The 24370-nt window shown below is 69.2% G+C and carries 18 protein-coding genes; 16 read left to right on the top strand and 2 right to left on the bottom strand.

Annotation, left to right across the window (positions count from 1 at the left end):
* Positions 1–7 precede the first annotated feature (7 nt).
* From HGB51_RS07060 to HGB51_RS07050, 3 genes are all read left to right on the top strand, one after another.
* Positions 8–709 carry a pilus assembly protein gene (locus HGB51_RS07060; RefSeq protein WP_070207390.1) on the top strand — a complete coding sequence of 234 codons (702 nt, stop codon included), beginning with the start codon at positions 8–10 and terminating at the stop codon, positions 707–709.
* A gap of 11 nt (positions 710–720) precedes the next feature.
* Positions 721–2424 carry a YadA-like family protein gene (locus HGB51_RS07055; protein WP_084738899.1) on the top strand — a complete coding sequence of 568 codons (1704 nt, stop codon included), beginning with the start codon at positions 721–723 and terminating at the stop codon, positions 2422–2424.
* 276 nt (positions 2425–2700) lie between these two features.
* Entirely contained in the window at positions 2701–3348 is a 648-nt protein-coding gene (locus HGB51_RS07050) for a hypothetical protein (RefSeq protein ID WP_070207391.1), read from the top strand.
* Between the two features lie 3 nt (positions 3349–3351).
* Here the strand turns inward: HGB51_RS07050 and HGB51_RS07045 are convergent, their stop codons facing one another.
* Positions 3352–5772, bottom strand: a complete 2421-nt coding sequence (locus HGB51_RS07045) for a penicillin-binding protein 1A (RefSeq protein ID WP_070207392.1) — start codon at positions 5770–5772, stop codon at positions 3352–3354.
* A gap of 224 nt (positions 5773–5996) precedes the next feature.
* On the opposite strand from HGB51_RS07045, the gene HGB51_RS07040 reads away from it, so the two are divergent.
* The 13 genes from HGB51_RS07040 (at position 5997) to tkt (ending at position 21577) form a co-directional block, all read left to right on the top strand.
* The gene (locus HGB51_RS07040; protein WP_038686523.1) at positions 5997–7055 is read left to right on the top strand and encodes a pilus assembly protein PilM; all 1059 of its coding nucleotides are present in this window, start codon (positions 5997–5999) and stop codon (positions 7053–7055) included.
* Complete coding sequence (locus tag HGB51_RS07035; RefSeq protein WP_070207393.1) at positions 7055–7894, top strand: PilN domain-containing protein; 840 nt, start codon at positions 7055–7057, stop codon at positions 7892–7894. The genes HGB51_RS07040 and HGB51_RS07035 overlap by 1 nt, the downstream gene beginning before the upstream one ends.
* Positions 7891–8562 carry a type IV pilus inner membrane component PilO gene (locus tag HGB51_RS07030; RefSeq protein ID WP_070207394.1) on the top strand — a complete coding sequence of 224 codons (672 nt, stop codon included), beginning with the start codon at positions 7891–7893 and terminating at the stop codon, positions 8560–8562. The genes HGB51_RS07035 and HGB51_RS07030 overlap by 4 nt, the downstream gene beginning before the upstream one ends.
* A 35-nt stretch (positions 8563–8597) precedes the next feature.
* The gene (locus HGB51_RS07025) at positions 8598–9095 is read left to right on the top strand and encodes a pilus assembly protein PilP (RefSeq protein ID WP_246233493.1); all 498 of its coding nucleotides are present in this window, start codon (positions 8598–8600) and stop codon (positions 9093–9095) included.
* A 20-nt stretch (positions 9096–9115) separates the two neighbouring features.
* Positions 9116–11095, top strand: a complete 1980-nt coding sequence (locus HGB51_RS07020; RefSeq protein WP_070207396.1) for a type IV pilus secretin PilQ — start codon at positions 9116–9118, stop codon at positions 11093–11095.
* A 138-nt stretch (positions 11096–11233) separates the two neighbouring features.
* Complete coding sequence (locus HGB51_RS07015; RefSeq protein ID WP_070207397.1) at positions 11234–12265, top strand: AAA family ATPase; 1032 nt, start codon at positions 11234–11236, stop codon at positions 12263–12265.
* A gap of 7 nt (positions 12266–12272) precedes the next feature.
* Positions 12273–13199 (top strand): DUF58 domain-containing protein, encoded by a 927-nt coding sequence (locus HGB51_RS07010; RefSeq protein ID WP_070207398.1) that lies wholly within the window; start codon positions 12273–12275, stop codon positions 13197–13199.
* A complete protein-coding gene (locus HGB51_RS07005; protein ID WP_070207399.1) occupies positions 13196–13657 on the top strand; it encodes a DUF4381 domain-containing protein in 462 nt (153 codons plus the stop codon). The genes HGB51_RS07010 and HGB51_RS07005 overlap by 4 nt, the downstream gene beginning before the upstream one ends.
* Positions 13657–14661, top strand: coding sequence for a vWA domain-containing protein (locus HGB51_RS07000; protein ID WP_425505361.1), 1005 nt, complete (start codon positions 13657–13659; stop codon positions 14659–14661). Before HGB51_RS07005 ends, HGB51_RS07000 begins: the two co-directional genes overlap by 1 nt.
* Positions 14658–16415 (top strand): VWA domain-containing protein, encoded by a 1758-nt coding sequence (locus HGB51_RS06995; protein ID WP_070207401.1) that lies wholly within the window; start codon positions 14658–14660, stop codon positions 16413–16415. The genes HGB51_RS07000 and HGB51_RS06995 overlap by 4 nt, the downstream gene beginning before the upstream one ends.
* Positions 16412–18106: a BatD family protein gene (locus tag HGB51_RS06990; RefSeq protein ID WP_070207402.1), complete on the top strand. Its 1695-nt coding sequence runs from the start codon at positions 16412–16414 to the stop codon at positions 18104–18106. Before HGB51_RS06995 ends, HGB51_RS06990 begins: the two co-directional genes overlap by 4 nt.
* Positions 18107–18167: 61 nt before the next feature.
* A complete protein-coding gene (locus HGB51_RS06985; protein ID WP_084738900.1) occupies positions 18168–19490 on the top strand; it encodes a dicarboxylate/amino acid:cation symporter in 1323 nt (440 codons plus the stop codon).
* 77 nt (positions 19491–19567) lie between these two features.
* Positions 19568–21577: a transketolase gene (gene tkt, locus HGB51_RS06980; RefSeq protein ID WP_070207404.1), complete on the top strand. Its 2010-nt coding sequence runs from the start codon at positions 19568–19570 to the stop codon at positions 21575–21577.
* A 797-nt stretch (positions 21578–22374) separates the two neighbouring features.
* Here tkt and HGB51_RS06975 read toward each other — a convergent pair.
* Positions 22375–24327: an acetyl-CoA hydrolase/transferase C-terminal domain-containing protein gene (locus HGB51_RS06975; RefSeq protein ID WP_070209440.1), complete on the bottom strand. Its 1953-nt coding sequence runs from the start codon at positions 24325–24327 to the stop codon at positions 22375–22377.
* Positions 24328–24370: the final 43 nt, after the last annotated feature.

The raw sequence follows: 24370 nt of genomic DNA, 5'->3' as shown, positions 1-24370 counted from the left end.
ACCTTCCATGCGCTTCCATCGAGCCGTTTTCCTGCTGCTTTCCATGCTGTTCGCCACGCCGGTGTCTGCCAACCTGGACGTGCATCCGATGCGCGTGCACGTCGACAGCGGGCGCACCACCAGCATCCGCGTGCACGCGCAGTCGCCACGCACCCAGTACGTCCGCGCCACGGTCAAGCGCGTGGTCGACCCGGCGGGCGACGCCGAACACGAGGTCGACGAACCGCCCGGCGACGCTGCCGCGCTCGCGGTCACCCCGGGCATGTTCGCGCTGGCCGGCGGCGGCAGCCGCCTTGTGCGGGCGATCGCACTGGCGCCGGTGGCCGAGGAAACCGCGTTCGGGGTGTACTTCGAAGGCGTGCGCGGCGAAGACCCGGAGGCATCGGCGGCGGTGGGGCCCACCGCCAGCGCCACCATCGGGGTCAGCCTGGTGTGGGGCGTGCTGGTCAACGTGCTGCCCGCAGACGGCCGTGTCGCGATGCAACTGGTCGACGGCCACCTGCACAACCGCGGCACGTTGCGGCTGGGCATCCGCCGCATCGAACAGTGCCTCGCCGGCGCCTGCACCACCCACGACATCGAGCGCAGCGTCTATCCCGGCGCAGCGCTGGCGCTGCCTTTCCAGCCCACGTCCGGCGCGCGCTTGCGCGTGGACTACCGGCTCAGCCGCGACGGCTACCGCGAACACCAGCAGGTCCTGCTGCCTTGAAGGGAACCACCATGCACCGTTTCGAACACGCACTTTTTCTGCGCCGCCACGCCCGCCTTGCCGCCGCACTGATCGTAGCGCTGCCGGGGGGCGTCGCGGCCACGCCGCCGCAGGCGTCCAGCCCGGCTGGCGTGGAGGTGCGCGACGACGACGCGCCTGCGTCTGCGCGCGCGCTGTCGTTCGCCGGTGGGCTGGGGGTCGGGGTCGGCGTGGCCGGCGTGTTCGGCCGCGACCACGTGCGCGAGCGCGTGATCCAGTGCCCGGCACCGCCGCCGCCGTTGCCGGCCGAAGGCGTGCTGCCGCCGGGATGGTCCGACGCGCTCTGGCAGGTCAGCGACAATGACCAGCGGATCGCCCGCAACCGCCTCGACATCGACCTGCTGCGCGACGACATGCAGGCGGTCGTTCCCGACCTGAGCGATGTGGTGCGCTTCGACAAGGACGCTACCGTGCACCTGCGTGGCGCACGCCTGATCGCCCTTGGCGAGGGCGATGTGGGTCCCGACAGCCGCCACGCGGTCAACGGAAAGCAGCTGCATGCCACCGAAAAACGGGTCGCGGCGCTGGAGTACACCCAGCTGTACGCGCGGGTCGGCGCCGACGATGAGAGTTTCCCCGCCTATGCCGGTCACTTGAGCACCGCAATGGGCAGTGACGCCCGCGCAGTGGCCTCGGGTTCGACCGCGATCGGCAGTTACGCCACCGCGCTGGGCAGCAATTCGGTGGCGCTGGGACGCGCTGCGATCATTCTGGAAGGTGCCGACGACGGCTTCGCACTCGGTTCGCGGTCGCGCGTGCTGGCCGAGAACGGCATGGCCATCGGTGCCTCCACCCAGGTCTGGGAAGGCGCCCACGACAGCGTGGCGCTGGGGTTTGGCTCGATCGTGCAGCGACCGTTCGAAGTGTCGGTGGGCGGGCAGGGCATCCGTCGGCGGATCACCAACGCGATGCCGGGCATCGCTCCCGACGACGTGGTGTCGCTGCGGCAGCTCTCGGACCTGGCGGGGGTGATCGGCACCGGCGTCAACGCCGAAGGCGGCGTGCGCGGCCTGCGCTTTGCGGTGCAGGGCCGGTATCACGGCACGGTCGCCAGTGCGCTGGATGCGCTGGACTACGCGGTGAGTGCCGCGCATGACCGGATGGGCGAGATCGACCACCAGGTCAGCGCGCTGGCCGCGCAGCAGGGCAGTGACGGGCAGGGCAGTGCAGGCGTGGAGGCGGCCCCCATGCTGGCGGCGTCCGTGGAGGCGACCGCTGATGCAGGCCGCGAGGCAGCGTCCGCAGAGGATGCGCCTGCGCCTGCGCCCGCGTCCGCCGCAGGTCCGGCCGAGGCTGCGGCGCGCGGCGCGCAGCAGGCCCAAGCGCCCCTGCCGCCGGTCGACACACGTGCCGTGGACGACGCCGTGCAGCGCGCCAACGCCTACACCGACCAGGCGCTGGCCGGCGTCGACCGCCGCTTCGACCGGCTCGACCGGCGCATGAACCGCATGGCGGCGATGGGCAGCGCACAGGCGGCCATGGCGATGAATACCGCCGGGTTGCCCACCTGGAACCGGCTCGGCGCGGGCGTCGGCCATGCCGATGGCGAGTCCGCACTCGCGGTGGGATACCAGCGCGTGCTGGACCGGCGCGCCACCACCACCTTCAGCCTCAACGGCGCCTTCAGCCAGGGCGGCGAGAGCACCGTGGCGGTGGGCGTGGGCATCGGCTGGTGAGGGCGGGGGCATTGGGCGTGTGTACGTGCGCAGGGTCATGGCTTTGACACGCATGGCGATTTACGTGCGCAGGGTCATGGCTTTGACACGCATGGCGTGTCACTACGACCCTTGGTCGCTCGGGATTGGGGTCGAACGTTGGCGGTGGGTTGCAGGTGTCGACCGTCGAACGTTGACGGTTGGCTGCGCTCGTCGCGTAGGGACACGCCATGCGTGTCCTGGCCGTCACACGGAGGGTGTATCGTCGGTGGCAGGTCGTAAAGGGGAGACACGCTCATGCATCGTGCACGACAGCATGCCGAGAGCCAGACCCGCGAACGCCGCCACCGGCTTGCCCACGAGGCAGCCCGGTTGATGGCCGAAGGCGGAATCCGCGACTACCACCAGGCCAAACTGAAGGCCGCCGGGCGCCTGGGCATCCATGACGATGCCTCGCTGCCGCGCAATACCGAGATCGAAGACGCCCTGCGCGAGTACCAGCGCCTGTTCGCCGGTGCCGGGCATGGCACGCAGCTGCGCCAGCGCCGCGAGGCCGGGCTGCGTGCGCTGGAGTTCCTGCACGGTTTTGCGCCGCGCCTGTGCGGCCCGGTGCTGGACGGCACCGCCGACGCCAACAGCCCCGTGCAGCTGCAGGTGCACAGCGACGATGCCGATGCCGTGCAGCGCTTCCTGGAAGAACACCGGTTTCCGGCCGAGTCGCGCATGCGGCGGCTGCGGCTGGATCGCGAACGCACCCTGGACGTACCGGTGTGGGTGTTCAGCGCCGAAGGGCTGACCTTCGACGTGGCGGTGCTGCCCTACGACGCGCTGCGCCAGCCGCCGCTGTCGAGCATTGACGAGAAACCGATGCGGCGCGCGTCGGCCGCGCAGCTGCGCACGCTGCTGGCCGAAGACGAGATCAGGGGCTATCTGGACAGCCCCTGATCCTCAGAAAATATCGAACGCTGCGTCGTCGGCCTGCTGGGTCTGGGTGTTGAAGTCGTACTCGGCGAGCTTCTCCATGTCCTCCACCTTCACCCACTCGGTAGCGCCGTTGAGCGTGGCCTGCACCATCCCGGTCGGCGGCTCGTTCTGCGCCACCGGGGTGTCCTTCATCGCCACCCGCATGTAGTCGATCCAGATCGGCAGTGCCGCACGGCCGCCGTACTCGCGGTAGCCCAGCGAACGGAAGTCGTCGCGGCCCACCCACACGGTGGTGACGTACGGGCCACCGAAACCGGAGAACCATGCATCGCGGTGGTCGTTGGTGGAGCCGGTCTTGCCGCCCACGTCCTCGCGGCCGAGCACCTTGGCTGCGGTGCCGGTACCGCGCTGGACCACGTCGCGCATCATCGAGACCAGCTGGTAGGCGGTGCGCGCATCGATCGCCCGCGGCGCGGTGCGCGCATTGGGGTCGACCGGCACCACTGGAGCGGCGGCCTGCTCGGGCGTGGGCGCACCGGCCGGAGCCGGCGCGGCGGCCGCGCCGAAGTTGAAGCCGTCCACCACCTGGCTGACCGGCGCGCCGCCGCTGGTGCCGACGCACTCACGGCACGCCCGGGCCGGGTTTTCCTTGAACACCAGGTTGCCGTCGCGGTCGCTGACCTGGTCGATCAGCCACGTATCCACGCGCGAACCGCCGTTGGCGAACACCGCATAGCCGCGTGCCACCGAGAGCGGGGTCAGCGACGCGGTACCGAGCGACATCGACAGGTTCGGCGGCAGCTCGGCCTCGGCGAAGCCGAACTCGCTGATGTACTTGCGCGCGTACTCCACGCCCATGCCGTCGAGCAGGCGCACCGACACCAGGTTGCGCGACTGCACCAGCGCTTCGCGCAGGCGCATCGGACCGCGGAAACCGCCGCCGTCGTTCTGCGGCTGCCAGGTCTTGCCGCGACGGTCGCGGAACACCACCGGGGCGTCCAGCACGATCGAGGCCGGGTTGAAGCCCTTGTCGAACGCGGCCGCGTAGATGAACGGCTTGAAGCTCGAACCCGGCTGGCGGCGCGCCTGGGTGGCGCGGTTGAACTTGTTGCCGGAGAAGCTGAAACCGCCCACCAGCGCCTTCAGCGCGCCGTTCTGGGCGTCCAGCGAGACCAGCGCGGACTGGCCGCGCGGAATCTGGTCGAGCAGCCACTGGCCTTCCTTCTCGCCGGTGCGCACGCGCACGATGTCGCCGCGCTGGACCAGCTTGGCCGGGGTCTTGTTGGTCCACTTGGCCGCCGAGGCCGGCAGCACCACCTCGGTGCGGTTGGCCAGCACCACCGTGGCGCTGCCGTCGGCGCCGGTGGAGGCCACGATCGCCGGCAGCAGCCCGGACTGGGCGCTGATCCCGCGCAGGTGGCCAGCCAGCGCCGCTGCATCGTCGCCCGCGCCCAGCTGCACCTGCTGCTCCACCCCGTGCCAGCCATGCCGGTGGTCGTACTGCAGCAGGCCGTCGCGCACCGCCAGGTTCGCCGCCGCCTGCATCTCGGCGTTGATGGTGGTGGTGACGTGGTAGCCCTTGTTGAGCACGTCGCCGCCGAAGCGGGCGATCATTTCCTGGCGGACCAGCTCGGCCACGTACGGGGCGTCGACCTGCACCGGCGGCTCATGCGCGGTGGCGTGCATCGGCACCGCCTTGGCCGCGTCGGCCTCGGCCTGGCTGATGAAGCCCAGGTTGGCCATGCGCTGCAGCACGTAGAAGTCGCGGCGCTCGCGGGCGCGCTCGGGGTTGCTAATCGGGTTGCCGCTGGAGGGGAACTTGGGGATGCCGGCCAGCGAGGCCATCTCGTCCAGGTCCAGCTCGGCCAGGGTCTTGCCGTAGTAGAACTGGGCCGCCGCGGCCACGCCGTAGGACCGGTTGCCGAAGAAGCTCTTGTTCAGGTACAGCTCGAAGATCTCGTCCTTGCTCAGTTCCTGTTCGATCTTGCGCGCCAGCAGGATCTCGGCCAGCTTGCGGGTGTAGCTGTACTCCGAGCTCAGGAAGAACTGCCGGGCCACCTGCTGGGTGATGGTCGACCCGCCCGGGACCCGCTTGTCGTTGGTGGTGGCCAGCAGCCAGACCGCGCGGGCGATGCCCTTGTAGTCGACCCCCCCGTGCTCATAGAAGCGGGCGTCCTCGGTGGCCAGGAAGGCCTGCTTGAGGCGCTCCGGGACCTCCTTCATGGTGATCGGGGTCCGCCGCGACTCGCCGAACACCGCCATCAGCTGGCCGTCGGCCGCATAGACGTACATCGGCTCCTGCATTTCGATGTCGCGCAGGGTCTGGACGTCCGGCAGCCGCGCGGAAATGGCGTAGTACAGGCCGCCGGCGACGGCCGCGCCGATCAGGGCCAGGACCAGGAAAACCACCAGCATCCAGCGCAGCCAGCGTCGAAGACGAGTCATCAGTGACAGATTCCGATTGCGAATTTCGTGGCCGCAGAGTATAGATTACGCAAGGGAACGGCTGGGGTTGTTCCCGGGGAGAGCATTTCGGTGACCGTCAGGGGACGGGCAAAGCGTGCGCTGCTGCGCGTTTTGAACGTTGACGGTTGCCATTTGCAAAAAAAACGTTATTAATGCGCGGACGCAGGTTATGCGTTCAAGTGCCCGTCGGCAGGGGAGAAACCGTGGGGCTTATCCCAAAAAGCCAGTCGCCGCTTATCGGCGTCGACATCAGTTCGACTGCAGTAAAGCTTCTGCAGCTTTCCCGCAGCGGCAATCGTTTCCGTGTGGAACATTACGCTGTGGAACCACTTCCGCCGAATGCGGTGGTGGAAAAGAACATCGTGGAAGTGGAGGCCGTGGGTGAGGCCATCCGCCGCGCGGTGAACCGTTCCGGTACCAAGGCCCGGCATGCCGCCGCGGCCGTGGCCGGCTCTGCGGTCATCACCAAGCTCATCCCGATGCCGGCCGACCTGGACGAGAACGACATGGAAGCCCAGGTCGAGCTCGAAGCGGTCAATTACATCCCGTACCCGATCGAGGAAGTGAACCTCGACTTCGAGGTGCTCGGAGCGATCCCCAACAACCCGGAAATGGTCCAGGTGCTGTTGGCGGCCTCGCGCTCGGAGAACGTGGAGCTGCGCCAGTCGGCGCTGGAACTCGGTGGCCTGACCGCCCGGGTGATGGACGTGGAGGCGTTCGCGGTCGAAAACGCCTTCGCCCTGGTCGCCAGCGAACTGCCGATCGCCAGCGATGGCGTGGTCGCGCTGGTCGACATCGGCGCCACCATGACCACCCTGAACGTGCTTCGCGGCGGGCGCAGCCTGTACAGCCGTGAGCAGGTGTTCGGCGGCAAGCAGCTCACCGACGAGGTCATGCGCCGCTACGGCCTGACCTACGAGGAAGCCGGCCTGGCCAAGCGCCAGGGCGGGCTGCCGGAAAGCTACGAGATGGAAGTGCTCGAGCCGTTCAAGGAAGCCACGGTCCAGCAGATCAGCCGCCTGCTGCAGTTCTTCTATGCAGGCAGCGAGTTCAACCGGGTCGACCACATCGTGCTGGCCGGCGGTTGCGCGGCGCTGGCCGGTCTTCCGGAAATGGTGGAAGAGCAGTTGGGCGTGGCTACCGTGGTGGCCAACCCGCTGGCGCAGATGACGCTGGGTCCGAAGGTGCAGGCACATGCCCTGGCCCAGGACGCCCCGGCGCTGATGATTGCCACCGGGCTGGCGCTGAGGAGCTTCGACTGATGGCAAGAATCAATCTATTGCCCTGGCGCGCCGAACGGCGCAAGCAACGCCAGCGCGAGTTCATGACCATGCTGGGCTTCGCCGCCATCGCCGGCGTCGTGCTGTCCGGGCTGATCTGGTTCTACTACGACCGCCAGATCAGCGGCCAGGAAGATCGCAACATGTTCCTGCAGGCCGAGATCGCCAAGGTCAAGGAGCAGAACAAGGAGATCGACCGCCTGGACCGCCAGCGCGATCGCCTGCTGGCCCGCAAGAAGGTGATCGAGCAGCTGCAGGCCAAGCGTTCGCAGATGGTGCACCTGTTCGACGCGCTGGTCCGGACCATCCCCGATGGGCTTGTGCTGACCGCGCTGAAGCAGGAAGGCGACATCCTGACCCTGGAAGGCCGCACCCAGTCCAACGCCCGGGTCAGCGCGTACATGCGCAACCTGGAAAGCTCGGGCTGGATGACCAAGCCGGAACTGTCGGTGATCGAAGCCCGCAAGCCGGAAGAAGAGAAGGACAAGGTGGTCGGCCCGGTCGCGGACATCTCGGCGCTGCCGTACGTGTTCGTGGTCAAGGTGACGCTGCCGGCACAGAGCGAAGCGGTCGACGGCCTGGCGCCGGACGGCAGCGCGGTCACGCCGGGTGCCGATCCGAATGCCGCCCCGGCCACCGCCCCGGCCGTGGCACCGCTGGCCCCGGCGCCGGGCACCGCTCCGGCACCTGCTGATGCACCGGCGCAGGCTCCGGCTCCGGCTCCGGCTCCGGCCGCACCGGCACCCGCTGGCAGCCGCATCGTTCCTGCCCCGGCAACGCAACCGGCGGCGTCCAGCGCGCCGCAGAAGGGGGCCGCATGAGCAAGAAAGTCAACATGAAGGACCTGGACTTCAACAACATCGGCAGCTGGCCGCAGCAGGCCAAGATCGTCTTCTGCGCGCTGCTGTCGCTGCTGATCATCGTCCTGGCCTGGTTCGTCCTCATCAGCGGCAAGCGCGAAGAGCTTGAAACCCTGGAACGCACCGAAGTCGGCCTGCGCGCGGACTTCGAGAAGGAACAGGGCCGCGCGGTCAACCTGGAGCCGCTGAAACAGCAGCTGGCCCAGATGGAGCAGGTGCTGCAGCAGATGCTGCGCCAGCTGCCCAGCAAGACCGAAATGCCGGACCTGATCATCGACATCTCGCAGACCGCATTGTCCAGCGGCCTGGTCAACGAGCTGTTCCAGCCCGGTGAGGAAGTGCCCAAGGAGTTCTACGCCGAAAAGCCGATCGCCCTGCGCATGGTGGGCAGTTACCACCAGTTCGGCGCCTTCGTCAGCGGCGTGGCCTCGCTGCCGCGCGTGGTCATCCTGACCATGCACGACATCAACCTCAAGCCCAAGGACCCCAAGACCGGCATCACCGCACGCAGTGGCGCGCTGGAGCTGTCCGGTACGGTCAAGACCTACCGGTACCTGGACGACGTGGAAATGGAAGCGCAGGAAAAAGCTGCCGCCCAGACCGCTGCTGCGAACGGAGGCAAGCCATGAACCTTGCCTACACCGCACGCATCTGTGGACTGCTGATGCTGGTGCTGCTGGCGGGCTGCGCGCGCAGCATCTCCAGCACCCCCGGCGACGCGCCGAACCTGGAGAAGTGGACCGCCGACGTGCGCGCACGCCCGGCACCGCCGCTCGAACCGCTGCCGGTCATGCAGCAGTTCGAGACCTTCGAATACTCCGCGCAGGGCATGCGTGACCCGTTCACCGACGCCTGGGCCAACCCCCAGGCCGGTGGTTCGGGCCTGCGCCCGGATCCGAACCGCCGCAAGGAGCCGCTGGAAGCCTTCCCGCTGGATGCCTTGGACATGGTCGGTTCGATCGGCAACGGTGGCGGACTGGTCGCGCTGGTGATGGCACCGGACAAGGTCACCTATCGGGTGCGTCCGGGGGTCTACATGGGGCAGAGCGATGGTCGCGTGACCGGGGTCTTCGAAGACCGGATCGAACTGATTGAACTGGTGCCGGATGGCGCGGGCGGCTGGCTGGAACGGCCTGCATCGATCGCGCTTGAAGATCAATGAATGATTATGGGGATAGCACGATGACCTTTTCCAACGCCATGCTGCAGCGCTCCGTCCGGCGCCCGAAGCTGATCCACCTGTGCGCGCTGGGAGTCGCGCTCATGGTGGCCAATGGCACGCTGTTGGCGGCCACGCCGGCCGCAGCGGCAACCACCCAGGGGGCCGGCGCCACGCCGGCCGCCGCACCGGCTTCGCTGGCGGTGTCCAAGATCGACTTCAAGCGCGGTGAAGACGGCAGCGGCCGCCTCATCCTGCAGTTCGACGGTGCCGGCGCCAACCCGGACCTTCGCACCCAGGGCAACAGCGTCGTGGTCGACATCGGCAACGCGACCCTGCCGGACACCCTGCAGAAGTCGATCAACGTCGTCGATTTCGCCACCCCGGTGCAGCGCATCGACCCGAAGCCGTATGGCGGCGGTACCCAGCTGGTGCTCAACACCAGCACCGCGTTCGAGTCGCTGGCCTACCAGACCGGCAACGAGTACGTGGTCGAGATCAGCCCGCGCAAGAGCGCTCCTGCCACCGGTGCGATCAACGCGACCACGGTGACCCAGGCGGCTGCGGCGGTTGCCCAGCGCGGCTACAGCGGCAAGCCGGTGACCTTCAACTTCCAGGACGTGCCGGTGCGCACCGTGCTGCAGTTGATCGCCGAAGAGTCCAACCTGAACATCGTGGCCTCCGACAGCGTCGCGGGCAACGTCACCCTGCGCCTGGTCAACGTGCCGTGGGACCAGGCACTGGACATCGTGCTGCGTGCCAAGGGCCTGGACAAGCGTCGCGAAGGCGGCGTGATCTGGGTCGCACCGCAGCCGGAGCTGGCCAAGTTCGAGCAAGACAAGGAAGACGCGCGCATCGCGATCGACCAGCGCGTGGACCTGGTTACCGAGTACGTCCAGATCAACTATCACAACGCCGCGCAGATCTTCAAAGCGCTGACCGAGGCCAAGGGCATCGGCGGCAGCAGCGGTGGCGGTGGTGGTGGCGGTAGCGGCGGCTCGTCGCAGGAAGACAGCGGTTTCCTGTCTTCGCGCGGTCGCCTGGTGGCCGACGAGCGCACCAATACGCTGATGATCAGCGACATCCCCAAGAAGGTTGCGCGCATGCGCGAGCTGATCAGCGTGATTGACCGCCCGGTCGACCAGGTGCTGATCGAAAGCCGCATCGTGATCGCCACCGACACCTTCGCGCGTGAACTGGGTGCCAAGTTCGGCATCACCGGCAGCCGCGACAACGTGTACTTCAGTGGCAACACCACCACCAACCACAGCAACATCACCAGCGACGGCGAAAACGCCACCGAGTACCAGGAAGCGCTGAACGAGTGGGCTGCAGGTGGCGGTACCGGTCCCGTGCCGGTGCGTCCGCCGCGCACCATCAACACCGGTGGCCTGAACTGGAACCTGCCGGTCGCAAGCACCCTCAACCCGGGTTCGCTGGCACTGTCGATCCTCAACGCCGGCTACCTGCTGGACGTGGAGCTGTCGGCCATGCAGCAGGAATCGCGTGGTGAAGTGATCTCCAACCCGCGCGTGGTCACCACCAACCAGCGCGAAGCGGTGATCAAGCAGGGTAAGGAAATCGGCTACGTCACCATCACCGGCGGCACCGGTGGCCAGGCGGCGACCCCGAACGTGCAGTTCAAGGAAGTGCTGCTGGAACTGAAGGTCACCCCGACCATCACCAACGACAATCGCGTGTTCCTGAACATGTCGGTCAAGAAGGATGAAGTCGAAAGCTACATCGTGCTGGAAGGCTACGGCCAGGTGCCGACGATCAACCGCCGCGAAGTGAACACCGCGGTGCTGGTCGACGATGGCCAGACCGTCGTGATCGGTGGCGTGTACGAGTTCACCGACCGCAACAGCGTCAACAAGGTGCCGTTCCTGGGCGACGTGCCGTTCCTCGGCAACCTGTTCAAGAAGCGCAGCCGCAACAAGGACAAGGCCGAACTGCTGGTCTTCGTCACCCCGAAGGTGCTGCGCGTGGCCAAGACCAACTGAGTCCCGCCACCGCAGTACAGCGAAAGGGCCGCCACCGTGCGGCCCTTTTCGCGTTCAGGCAATCTTGATCCCGCAGCCGGGCCGGGCCTGCCATCATGGGTGCGGAACCTTACGCCTGTCGCGTGGTCAGATGGACCCATGAACCTGCCACCCCCCATGCCCGCACCCGACCCCACGCCCGATGCCCCGGCCCCGGAGCACGACCGCCTGCACGACGGCTTCCGCGCACTGCGCGCGGCGCTCTCGGCGGAGATCGTCGGCCAGGACGCCTTGGTCGAACGCCTGCTGACCGCGCTGCTGGCCGATGGCCACCTGCTGGTCGAAGGCGCGCCCGGCCTGGCCAAGACCACTGCCATCCGCGCCCTCGCGGCACGGTTGGAGGCCGACTTCTCCCGGGTCCAGTTCACCCCCGACCTGCTGCCGGCCGACCTGACCGGCACCGAGATCTGGCGCCCGCAGGAAGGCCGCTTCGAATTCGTGCCCGGCCCGATCTTCCACCCGATCCTGCTCGCCGATGAGATCAACCGGGCCCCGGCCAAGGTGCAGTCGGCCCTGCTCGAGGCCATGGGCGAACGCCAGGTCACCGTGGGCCGACACACCTACGCCCTGCCGCCGCTGTTCCTGGTGATGGCGACCCAGAACCCGATCGAGCAGGAGGGCACCTTCCCGCTGCCCGAAGCGCAACTGGACCGGTTCCTGATGCACGTCCGGATCGGCTACCCCGACTCCACCGCCGAAGCCGAGATCCTGCGGCTGGCGCGCGAGCGCGCCCGCGACGCGCTGGGCACACCAGCGCCGGCACCCTCGCGGATGCCGCTGGACGATGTATTCGCCGCCCGCCGCGCGATCCTCTCGCTGCACATGGCGCCCGCGCTGGAGCGCTACCTGATCGAACTGGTGCTCGCCACCCGCGACCCGGCGCGCTACGACCCGGCGCTGGCGCGTCGCATCGCCTGGGGTGCCAGCCCGCGCGGCTCGATCGCGCTGGAGCGCTGCGCGCGTGCGCGCGCCTGGCTGGCCGGCCGCGACTTCGTCACTCCCGACGACGTGCGCAGCGTAGCGCCCGATGTCCTGCGCCACCGCGTGCTGCCCAGCTACGAAGCCACGGCCGAAGGCTGGGACGGCGAACGCCTGGTGGCCGAACTGCTGGCCCGCGTGCCGGTGCCCTGAGCCCGGCATGCACGGTCCCGACCACACCCCGGCCACCGCGCTGGCAGGCGATGGCGTGCAGCCGAGCCTGGCCGAGCTGGTGGCGCTGCGCGGCAGCGCGCACCGGCTCGCACCGGCGCGACGCGGACGCCTGGCCCATGCCGGCCAGGCGCCGTCGCCGATGCGTGGGCGCGGCATGGAATACGCAGAGTCGCGCGAGTACGTCCCCGGAGACGACGCCCGCCACATCGACTGGCGGGTGACCGCGCGCACCGGCCGTGCCCACACCAAGCTGTTCCAGGCCGAACGCGAACGCCTGACCCTGCTGGTGGCCGACACCGACCCGGTGCTGTACTTCGGCACCCGCGTGCGCTTCAAGTCGGTGCAGGCCGCCCGCGTCGGCGCGGTCGCCGCATGGCTGGCGCAGCGCCAGGGCGACCGCCTCAGCGCCCTGCGCGGCAGCCGCAGCGAAGCGCCGATCGCACCCGCCGGTGGCACCCGTGGCGTGCTGCGCGTGCTCGATGCTTTGACCCGCTGGTACGCGGCACCGCCGGCCGACGACGCCGGCCTGGACGCCGCCCTGCAGCAGGCTGCGCGCGTGCTCCGGCCCGGAGCCCGGGTGGTGGTGCTGGCCGATCCTGCACGCGCGGCCGCCATCGACATTCCACGCTGGACCGCGCTGGCCATGCACCACGAAGTGCAGCTGATGCTGCTGGCCGACCCGCTCGAACTGGCGCCGCCCGACGCGGTGCTGCCGTTTCTGTCGCAGGGACGCCCGGTGGTGCTCGACCTGCACGACAGCGCCGTGCGTGCGCACTGGCATGCCCGTTTCGTTGAACCGCTGGAAGCGCTGCAGCGCAGCCTCGGCGCGCGCCGCATCCAGGTGCACGTGGTGAGCACCGACGACGCCAGCGACTGCTGGCTGGGTCCGCTGCCATCGGCGGTGGTGTCATGAGCACGGCCACCTCGCTGCCGCTGCGCGACGTGCACCTGCCACCGTACCCGTCGTGGTGGCCGCTGCCGCTGGGCTGGTGGCTGGTGCTGGGCGTGCTGGCCCTCATCGTGCTCGCGCTGTGGTCCTGGCGCGCACTGCGTCGTCGTCGCGAGCGGCGTTGGCTGCAGCTGTTCGACACGACCGTCGAGGACGCCGCGCCGGGCACAGGCCAGGTGGCGGCCATCGCCGAACTGCTGCGCCGCGCCGCGCGCCGTCGGCAGGCCGGTGCCGAGCTGCTGCAGGGCCAGGCTTGGCTGGAATTCCTCGATGCCCCCGGCAGCCGCGCATTCTCCGATGGTGACGGCCGCCTGCTGCTGGACGGCGCCTACCGCCCCACGCTGGACCCTGATGAGGTGGACCGGCTGCGCAGCCTGGCGCGGGCGCGTTTCCTGACCCTGATCAGCGGGCGCAAACGATGATGCCGCAGAGCCTGGTGTCGCTGTTGCCGTGGCTGGACGACCTGGCCTGGCCGTGGGCGCTGCTCGCACTGCCGTTGCCGTGGCTGATGCGCTGGTGGCCGCGTCGCGCGGTAGCCGGACCCGCGCTGCGCGTGCCGTATGCCGCTGGCGCGCTGGCCGACCTCGGCCAGGCCCACGGCGTCGCCGCCTGGCGCATCGGCCGCCTGCTGCTGTGGCTGGCCTGGGCCTGCCTGTGCGTGGCGCTGGCCCGCCCCCAGCAACTGGGCGAACCAATCGCACCGCCGCAACAGGGCCGGCAGATGATGCTCGCGGTCGACGTCTCCGGCAGCATGAGCGAGCCGGACATGACCCTGGGCAACCAGGTCGTGCCGCGCCTGTCCGCCGCCAAGGCGGTGCTGGCCGACTTCCTCGACCGCCGCGCCGGCGACCGCGTCGGTCTGCTGATCTTCGGCGAGCGCGCCTACACCCTGACCCCGATCACCGCCGACCTGACCACCGTGCGCAACCAGCTCACCGACAGCGAGGTCGGCCTGGCCGGGCGCGATACCGCGATCGGCGACGCCATCGCGTTGGCGGTCAAGCGCCTGCGCGAGCAGCCCGAAGGCCAGCGCGTACTGATCCTGCTCACCGACGGGGTGAGCAACGCCGGTGTGCTGCCGCCGCTGCGCGCGGCCGAGCTGGCCAAGGCCGAAGGCGTGCGGGTGTACCCGGTGGCGTTCGGCGGCGACGGTGGCATGAGCCTGTTCGGCGTGCAGATCGCGGCAGGGGAGGATCCGGTCGACGAAGCCACCCTGCGCCGCATTGCCGAGCTGACCGGCGGACGCGCCTTCCGCGCACGCAACACCGACGAACTGGCCGGCATTTACGCCGAGCTGGACCGGCTGGAACCGATCACCGCCGCCGGTGCCGCGGTGCGCCCGCGCATCGAGCGCTACGGGTGGCCGCTTGCGCTGGCGATGCTGCTGGGCGCGCTGGCCTGGCTGCTGCCGAGGCGCTGGGCATGAACCTGTTCGATATCCCGCTGCACCTGGCACGCCCCGAGGCGCTGTGGGCGCTGGCCGCGCTGCCGCTGATCGCGCTGCTCTGGCACTGGCGCCGGCGTCGCAGCAGCGTATGGCGGCACAACGTGGACGCGCACCTGCTGCCGCACCTGCTGGTCGCAGGCGGTCGCCGTGCATGGGGCGGCCTGCTGCTGTTGCTGCTCGGCTGGACGCTCGCCGTGCTGGCGCTGGCCGGCCCGGGCTGGCGGCAGCTGCCGCAGCCGCTATGGCAGGCGCCGGCCCCGCTGGTGGTGGCGCTGGACCTGTCCTCGCGGGTCACCGCCACCGACCTGCCGCCGTCGCGCCTGCTGCAGGCGCGGGCCAAGCTGGCCACCCTGCTGCGCGAGCGCAGCGGCGGCGAACTGGCCCTGCTGGCGTATGCCGATGACGCGTACACGGTGGCGCCGTTGACCGGCGACCGCGCAAACGTAGCGCTGTACCTCGACGCCCTCGCACCCGACGTGATGCCGCGCGATGGCCAGCGCGCCGACCGTGCCATCGAAGCCGCCGTGCTGTTGCTGCAGCAGTCCGGCGCCAAGGGCGGCGACATCCTGCTGCTGACCGACCGCGCCGACGACGCGGCACGTGCCGCCGCCGCGTCCGCACGCGCGCAGGGCTTCCAGGTCTCGGTGCTGGGGCTGGGCACGCCGTCCGGTGCCGCCTACCGCAGCAGCGACGGGCAGATCGAACGCGCCCAGCTGGAGCCGGGCAGCCTGCGTGCAGTGGCCGATGCCGGCGGCGGTCGCTACGCCGCCGTGGCCAACGACGACGGCGACCTGCGTGCACTGGGCGTGCTCACCCCGCGCAGCAGCGCCGGCGAAGGCCAGAGCCGGCAGGGCGAGCGCATGGCCTGGCGCGATGAAGGCTTCTGGCTGCTGCCGCCGTTGATGCTGCTGTCGCTGTGGGCCTTCCGGCGTCGCGGCCTCGCCGCTGTTGCAGTGCTGTGCGTGCTGCTGCCGCTGGCCGCGCCGGCGCCCGTGCACGCGGCCGAACGCTCGCTGTGGCAGCGCGACGACCAGCGCGACCAGCAGCGGATTGCCGCCGGCGTGGACGCCTATCGCCGCGGCGACTTCGCGGCTGCCCAGCAGCAGTTCGAGGGCATCGAGGGTCCCGAAGCGCACTACAACCTGGGCAACGCGCTCGCCCGCCAGGGCCAGTACGACGCTGCCATCGCCGCCTATGACGATGCGCTGCGCCAGCGCCCGGGCATGCCCGATGCGGTGGCCAACCGTGCCGCCGTGGACGCCGCGCGCAAGCGCAAGCCGCCGCAGGGTGGGAACCAGCAGCAGAACCAGCAGCAGAACCAGAAAAACCAGCAGAACCAGCAGAACCAGCAGAACCAGCAGAACCAGCAGAGCAAGAACCAGCAGAGCCCGCAGCAGCAGAAGCAGGACCCGGGCAAGCAGGGCGACCAGGGCGAGCCGCAGAGCGGGCAGGGCAACGCAGAGCAGAAAAACGAGCCGGGCAAGCCGGATCCGGCCGAGCAGGCGCGCGCCGACGCCGCGCAGCGCCAGCGCATGGACGAGGCGATGCAGCGCCAGCAGGGCAAGGCCGACCAGACCCCGGCGCAGCGCGCTCAGGCCAACGAAACGCCGCAGCAGCGCGAGCAGCGCCAGGCCGTGGAGGCCTGGATGCGGCGGGTGCCGGATGACCCGGGCAGCCTGCTGCGGGCCAAGTTCCAACTGGAAAACGAACGCAGGAAACGGGAAGGACCATGAACCCAGCAACCTCCACGCGGCTCGGGTGGCGCGCCTGCGTCTGGCTGCTGCTGTGCGTGAGCGGCGTGGCCAACGCGCAGACCCGGGCCTGGCTGGACCGCGATGCGATCAGCGACACCGAGACAGTCACCCTCAACATCGAGTCCGATGGTGGCGCGCCCGATTACACGCCGTTGCAGGCCGATTTCGAACTCAGTGGCCAGACCAGCAGCCGCCAGGTGCAATGGAGCAACGGCGCGATGCAGTCGCGCTCGCTGTACGGCGTGGCGCTCACCCCGCGCCGCAGCGGCGTGCTGACCATCCCGTCGTTGCGGGTCGGCAACGTGCTGACCGCGCCGATACCGCTGACGGTGTCGGCCAGCAGCGGCGCATCGGCCGCGGTGCCCGGCAATGCCAAGGCCTTCGTCGAAACCGAAGTGGACGATGCCAACCCCTACGTGCAGCAGAGCGTGGGCGTGGTGGTGCGCCTTTACTACGCCTCGCAGTTGCTGTCGGGCGAGCTGGGGTTCGACGCGCCGGAAGGCGCATCGCTGCAGCGGGTGGGCGAAGACCGCAGCCTGGTCCGCGAGGTCAACGGCCGTCGCTACAACGTGGTGGAGCGCCGCTACCTGCTGATTCCCGAGCGCAGCGGCCCGATGGTGCTGAAGGGCGCGCGCTTCGAAGGGCGCAGCGCCGGCGGCTTCTTCGACGACCTGTTCGGCGGCGACGGCCGGCTGCGCGCCAACGCGCCCGACCGCACCCTGCAGGTCCGTGCGCAACCGGACGCGGCGCCGCAGCCGTGGCTGCCCTTGCACGACCTGCGCCTGCGCTACACCGCCGCGCCCACCCACGGGCGTGCCGGCGAAGCGGTCACCGTGGTGGTCGAAGCGGTCGCCGAGGGTGCCACCCGCGCGCAGTTCCCGGAACTGCCGCCGCTGGACGTCGGCCCCGCCGCGCAGGTGTTCGCCGAGCCGCCGCAGTACGACGAGACCTTCAACGGCGGCACCCCGCGCCTGACCCTGACCCGGCGCTACTCGGTGGTGCCGCGCCAGCCTGGCGCCCTGGCCATTCCCGGCCCGCGCATGGGCTGGTGGGACGTGCGCGCCGGGCAGGCACGCACCGCCACGCTGCCCGACCTGCGCGTGACCGTGGCCGAAGGCGCGCCGGGCACCGCGCCGGCGCCGGTGGCGCTGGACACCACCTCGGCGCTGCCCGGCGCCACGGCGCCCACGGGCGACAGCGTGGCCCTGGGCGGCGGCGCTCCGGGCGGTCCGCCGTGGGGCTGGATCGCGGCGGCAGGCGGCTTCGCAGCGCTGTGGCTGCTGACCCTGGCCTGGGCGTGGCGTCGCCGCCGCGCGCCGGCGGCGGTTGGCGGCCTTACGAGCGCCGAGGCCGCACCGGTCGCCGGCCGGCCCTCGCGCGCCGAGCTGCGCCGCGCGCTGGATCAGGACGGGCTGGATGACATCGTCGCGCTGCTGGCGGCGATGGGCGGGATCCGGGGTGGCCTGGAAACGGTACTGGCGCAGCTGGCCGACCCGGCCCAGCGCCAGGCCCTGCAGGACCTGCAGGCCGCGCGCTGGAGTGCCGATGGCGGCGATGCGGGCCAGGCCCGGCAGGCGCTGCGCCGTGCCTTCCATGACGGACCGCACTGGCAGCCGGCGCCGGCCGCGTCGAATACTCCGTTGCCGCCGCTGTACCCGCCGTCCCGCTGAAGCGGGCGGGACGGCCGGCTTTGCTAAGCTCTTTTACTTATCTTCAAGGAATGCCGCTCCGATGACCGACGCCGCAACACCCCGGCAAAAGCTGCCACTGCACTGGAAAATGGGTATCGGCTTCGGGCTTGGCCTGGTGCTTGGGCTGATCGTGCACGCCATTGGCGGCGGCATTCCGTGGCTGCCCGACGCCGCCCGCGCGGTGATGACCTACCTCACCACGCCGCTGTCGGGCCTGTTCCTCAACCTGATCTTCATGCTGATCGTGCCGCTGATCTTCTCGGCGCTGGTGATGGGCGTGTCGGAAATGGGCGACATCCGCGCGCTCGGCCGGATCGGCTGGAAGACCCTGGCCTACACCGTGCTGCTCTCGGGCGTGGCGGTCGGCCTCGGCCTGGTGCTGGTCAACCTGCTCAAGCCGGGCGTGGGCGTTGACCCGGCCATGGCCCAGCAGCTGCTGCATGAAAACGTCGAGCGCAGCCGCGAGATCGTGGCCAACATCGGCGAGCAGCCCAAGGGCATGGACATGCTGCTGTCGATCGTGCCGAGCAACGTGCTGGCGGCGGCGTCGAGCAATGGCGCGATCCTGTCACTGATGTTCTTCGCGCTGATGTTCGGCATCGGCATGGTGCTGTCCCCGGACGAGAAGACCGCGCCGCTGCGCAAGGTCATCGAAGGCGTGTTCGAGGTCTCGATGACCCTGATCAACCTGGTGATCCGCCTGGCGCCGTACGCGGTGGCCTGCTTCATGTTCAACCTGGCGGCGATCTTCGGCTTCGACCTGCTGATCCGCCTGGGCGCGTACGTGGGCGTGGTGGTGCTGGCGCTGGGCCTGCACATGGTGGTGAGCTATGGCGTGGCGGTGTGGCTGTCGGGTCGTTCGCCGCTGGCGTTCTTCCGCGACACCCAGGAAGCGACGGTGATGGCGTTCTCCACCGCCTCCAGCAATGCGACCCTGCCGACCGCGCTGCGCGTGGCCGACCAGATGGGCCTGCCGCAGCGCGTGTCGCGCTTCGTGCTGACCGTGGGCGCCACCGCCAACCAGAACGGCACCGCGCTGTTCGAAGGCGTGACGGTGATCTTCCTGGCGCAGTTCTTCGGCGTGGACCTGAGCATCACCCAGCAGCTGATGGTGATGGTGGTCTGCATCCTGGGCGGCATCGGCACGGCCGGCGTGCCGTCCGGTTCGCTGCCGGTGGTGGCGATGATCTGCGCCATGGTCGGCGTGGACCCGATGGGCATCGGCCTGATCCTGGGCGTGAACCACTTCCTGGACATGTGCCGTACCGCGCTGAACGTCACCGGCGACCTGGCCCTGACCACGCTGGTGGCCAAGGGCGAAACTGAAGAAAGCCCGGTGCCGGGGACGTCTTCACAAGCCTGACCCGCCTGACCCGGCGGGTGGACTATGGGACAATGGGCGGCCCGCAAACAGCGGGAGCCTCCCGACACCCCTGAATCATGACGCAGCCCACCCGCCGCCAGTTGGCCAACGCCATCCGCTTCCTTGCCGCTGATGCGGTCGAAACCGCCAAGTCCGGTCACCCCGGCATGCCGATGGGCATGGCGGACATCGCGGAAGTCCTCTGGAACGACTATCTCCGTCACAACCCGAACAACCCGAAGTGGTTCAACCGCGACCGTTTCGTGCTGTCCAACGGCCACGGCTCGATGCTGCAGTACGCGCTGCTGCACCTGAGCGGCTACGACCTGCCGATCGAGCAGCTCAAGCAGTTCCGCCAGCTCGGCAGCAAGACCGCCGGCCACCCGGAACACCACGAAACCCCCGGGGTGGAGACCACCACCGGTCCTCTCGGCCAGGGCCTGGCCAATGCGGTGGGTTTCGCGCTGGCAGAGAAGCTGCTGGCGCAGCGTTACAACCGTCCGGAACACGAGATCGTGGACCACCGCACCTGGGTGTTCCTGGGCGACGGCTGCCTGATGGAAGGCGTGTCGCATGAAGCGGCGTCGCTGGCCGGCACCTGGGGCCTGGACAAGCTGGTCTGCTTCTGGGACGACAACCACATTTCGATCGACGGCAACACCGAAGGCTGGTTCACCGACAACACCCCCGAGCGTTTCGAGGCCTATGGCTGGAACGTGGTGCGCGGCGTCGATGGCCACGACCCGGACAGCATCAAGGCGGCGATCGAAAGCGCGCTGTCGCAGTCGGACAAGCCGACCCTGATCTGCTGCCGCACGACGATCGGTTTCGGTTCGCCGGGCAAGGCGGGCAAGGAATCGAGCCACGGCGCGCCGCTGGGCAAGGACGAGCTGGAAGCGACCCGCAAGCAGCTGGGTTGGAACTACGGTCCGTTCGAGATCCCGGAAGAGATCTACGCGGGCTGGCGTGCGGGCGCTACCGGCACGCTGCGCCAGGCGGAGTGGGAGCAGCAGTTCGACAAGTACGCGGCGCAGTTCCCGGCGGAAGCCGAAGAGCTGACCCGTCGTTCGAACGGTGAGCTGCCGGCCGATTTCGTGGCCAAGGCGGACGCGTACATCGCGCAGGTGCAGGCCGAGGGCCAGACCATTGCGTCGCGCAAGGCGTCGCAGCTGGCCATCGAGGCGTTCGCGCCGTTGCTGCCGGAACTGGTGGGCGGTTCGGCCGATCTGGCGCACTCGAACCTGACGCTGTGGAAGGCGAGCAAGTCGGTCGCCACGGACGATCCGAACGCGAACTACGTGTACTACGGGGTGCGCGAGTTCGGCATGACGGCCATTGCCAATGGCCTGGCGCTGCACGGCGGTTTCATTCCGTTCGATGCGACGTTCCTGGTGTTCAGCGATTACGCGCGCAACGGCGTGCGCATGAGCGCGCTGATCCCGGCGCATGCGATCCACGTGTACACGCACGATTCGATCGGCCTGGGCGAAGACGGTCCGACCCACCAGCCGGTGGAGCACCTGGCGTCGCTGCGTTACATCCCGAACAACGACGTGTGGCGACCGTGCGATGCGGTTGAATCGGCAGTGAGCTGGAAGGCGGCGATCACGCGCCAGGACGGCCCGAGCTGCCTGGTGTTCAGCCGTCAGAACCTGCCGCACCAGCAGCGCAGCAGCGAGCAGGTGGCGCAGATCGCGCGCGGTGGTTACGTGCTGGCTGATGCGGAAGGCGGCGTGCCGGACGTGATCCTGATCGGTACCGGTTCGGAAGTGGGCCTGGCGATGACGGCCAAGGCGGAACTGGACGCGGCCGGGATCAAGACCCGCGTGGTGTCGATGCCGTCGACCGACGTGTTCGAGCGCCAGGACGCGGGCTACCGCGAGTCGGTGCTGCCGAACGCGATCCGCAACCGCGTGGCGGTGGAAGCCGGCGTCACCGGTTTCTGGCGCCAGTACGTGGGCCTGGACGGCGCCGTGGTAGGCATCGACACCTTCGGCGCCTCGGCCCCGGCCGAAGCGCTGTACAAGCACTTCGGCATCACCGCCGAACACGTGGTGGCAGCAGCCAAGGCCCAGCTGGCCAACTAAGCGTTCGTCACTGACGCGAAAAGCAACGGCGCTTCCCGAAACGGAAGCGCCGTTTTTTGGGATGCGCGGTAGCGCCGGTAGTGCCGGCCGCCGGCCGGCTCCCCGGATTGCATGAAGTCCGGTAGAGCCGGGCCTTGCCCGGCTCGCTGTTGGATTCAGGCGAACAGCCCTTGTCTGCGGGTCTCCCTGGTCAGGGCCGTCGGGTGTGGGTTTGTGGGGGACGCTGCAAGTACGTCCATGTAAGCTCATCGCCGCATCCATGCGGCTCGTGCCCCCTCAAACCCACCCCGCCGACCCTCCGATAGTGGGTCGCAGGCCATGGGAAAAGCCGGTGTGTCGACCGTTGGTCGACACGAATGCGCGGGGTGATGGTCTACGGTGGACACGCATGGCGTGTCACTACGCGCTTCGCTTCAGGCGGTAGGGTTGGTTCCCAAACAACCGCCGTGAACAAACCAACGTCCGGTAACGACTGAGAATCGAACGAAACCCGATGTCGGCCAACGGCCGACAGCCGCGTTTCCCCAGGCCACCTGAAAACTGTCAAAGGGTCGACCGGGGTCGGTTTGCGGGGGACTCGGCGCCATGGATGGCGTCCGCGTAGCCCCCATGAATGGGTTTACGGCGCCCCCGCAAACCGGCACCGGGCGGCCCAAGCCAGGGAAACCGCGCACCCTGCAGCTGTTCGCCTGAATCCAACAGCAGCTGGGCAGAGCCCAGCTCTACAGATCGCGTGCAATCCGGGGAGCCGGCCGGCGGCCGGCACTACCGGTGTGCGATTCAACAGGTCGGACGCGTTACGCCGTACGCGCCAACCCCAATCGAACCAACCGCGCTTCCAGCTTCTCGCCAATGCTGGAGGGCGCATCCAACCCCATCCGTTGCAGATACACCACGTCGCCATCGCCAGCCGGCTGGGTCAGCGCCGCCAGTACCGTGCGCAACTTCGCGCTCCGTGTCTGCGTGTTCTGCTTCAACCACCCCAACGCCTTCACCAGGTGCTGCTCGACCTCGGTGAAATCGCTGCCCAGCGGATAGTCGGGCAGGGCGCCCGACTGCCGGAACGGCGCCAGTGCCGCGCTGACCGCAGCGCCCGTGTTGCGCCGCGCCCACTGCTCCGGTGCAACGAAGGCAGTCGCCAGCTTCTTCGACGCCTTGGCCGTCTCCAGCAACCCCGCCTGGAACCCCGCATCGGTGATCGACGCCATCCCGATCACACAGTCCTCGTCCGTCAGGTTGCGCAGGTCCGCGATCCCATACTCGTTGATGTAGATGTCGCGCAGGTGGCGCGGAATCGTCGTGTGCCCATAGTTCCAGCGCACATTCGACTGCAGCCCGCCCTTGTCCTCGCGCACCGCGCGGAACATCAGCGCGCTGCGTGCTTCCGGCAGCGCATGCGCCATCGCCACGAAGTTGTACTGCCCGCCCACCCCCGACACCACCCGGCCGTCTTCCAGCGCGTCCGACACCGCCGCGCCCAGCGCCGTCGCCATCATGCAGGAATTGAAGAAGCGCGCATGCCGCCGCTGCAGCCGTTCCAGCGCCTCGTTGCCGCCGTACAGCTGGTTGATCTCGCTGATCCGGCGCATCCCGATCGCCCGCGACTCCTCCTCCGGCAGCTCGCGCAGCCACTCGTAGAACTCCGGCGAGCCCAGGTAGAACGCCCCGTGCAGGTACTCGCCCTCCGCCTCCAGCGTCGCGTGGTCGATGGTCAGCGTGCTGCCGCTTTCGATCCGCTCCATCAGCGCCAGGTCATCATGCACCTTGCGCCGGATCACCCCCGTCTGCACCAACCGCCGGAAGCCCTCGTTGAGCATCTCGCTGCAGCCGTACAACCCCACCTCGAACGGCTCCAGCCCACCGCATTCCAGCACCGTCGGATTGCTCGCCAGCGTCGGATCCAGCGCATGCAGGATCTGCCGGTAGCGCGCATTGTCCGTGTGGCGCAGCACCAGCGCATGGCTGATTGCATCGGCCAGCGTCCCGATCCCGATCTGCAGCGTGCCGCCGTCGCGGACCAGCGCACTCGCGTACAGCCCGATTGCATAGTCCGCATCGCTCACCGGCTGGCGCGGCAGCCCGAACAGCGCCGGGTACGGCGCCGGTGGCGTGATCACCAGATCGAAGAACGACACATCTACCGTCGCCGTGCCGCCCAGATAGGGCAACTGCGGATCGATTTCCGCGATCAGCAGCGGCCGCGGCAGCCCGCGCGCCAGCATCGCCTCGATCGTGTCCTGCGTGATGTCGTTGTTGCACGACAGCGACAGCCGCCGGTCGTCCGGACGCATCGCCACCTTCTGCACGATCGCGTGCGGCGCACGCTGCGCCACCGCGTCTGCCGCATGCGTGTAATTCAAGCTCGTATAGCCGCGCTGCGCCTGCGACGAATTCAGCAGCGCCCCCGACTGCATGTAGAACTCCTCCACCTGCACGTGCGCCGGCAGGCGGTCGCGCAGCATCGCGTCCGCATAGGCCAGGCGCGGAAAATCCTCGCCGAAGTGGCGCGCCGCGAACGGCCCCATGAAGCGCGCCTCCAACCCACCGCCGCCCGGCTTGGGCGGGTTCAACGACAGCGCCGTGTAGATCTGCAGCGGCCGCGACGGATCGTTCTCCACCCGCGCATACAGCGCGTTGAGCAGCCGGTGCGGCTTGCCCAGCGCCAGCGGCGCACCGATGCGCAGCGGCCCCTCCACGCGCTGCAGCAACCAGTCGGTGGCGGCGTCCAGGTCGGTGAGGTGCTCGGTCATGCGGTGCGTTCCTGCAAAGGCTTTCCGGCATTACAGCATTTCC

Source organism: Stenotrophomonas bentonitica (genome assembly GCF_013185915.1).
GTDB lineage: Bacteria > Pseudomonadota > Gammaproteobacteria > Xanthomonadales > Xanthomonadaceae > Stenotrophomonas > Stenotrophomonas bentonitica.
The sequence above is the reverse complement of the archived record's forward strand: the minus strand, read 5'-3'. Positions and strand labels throughout refer to the sequence as shown.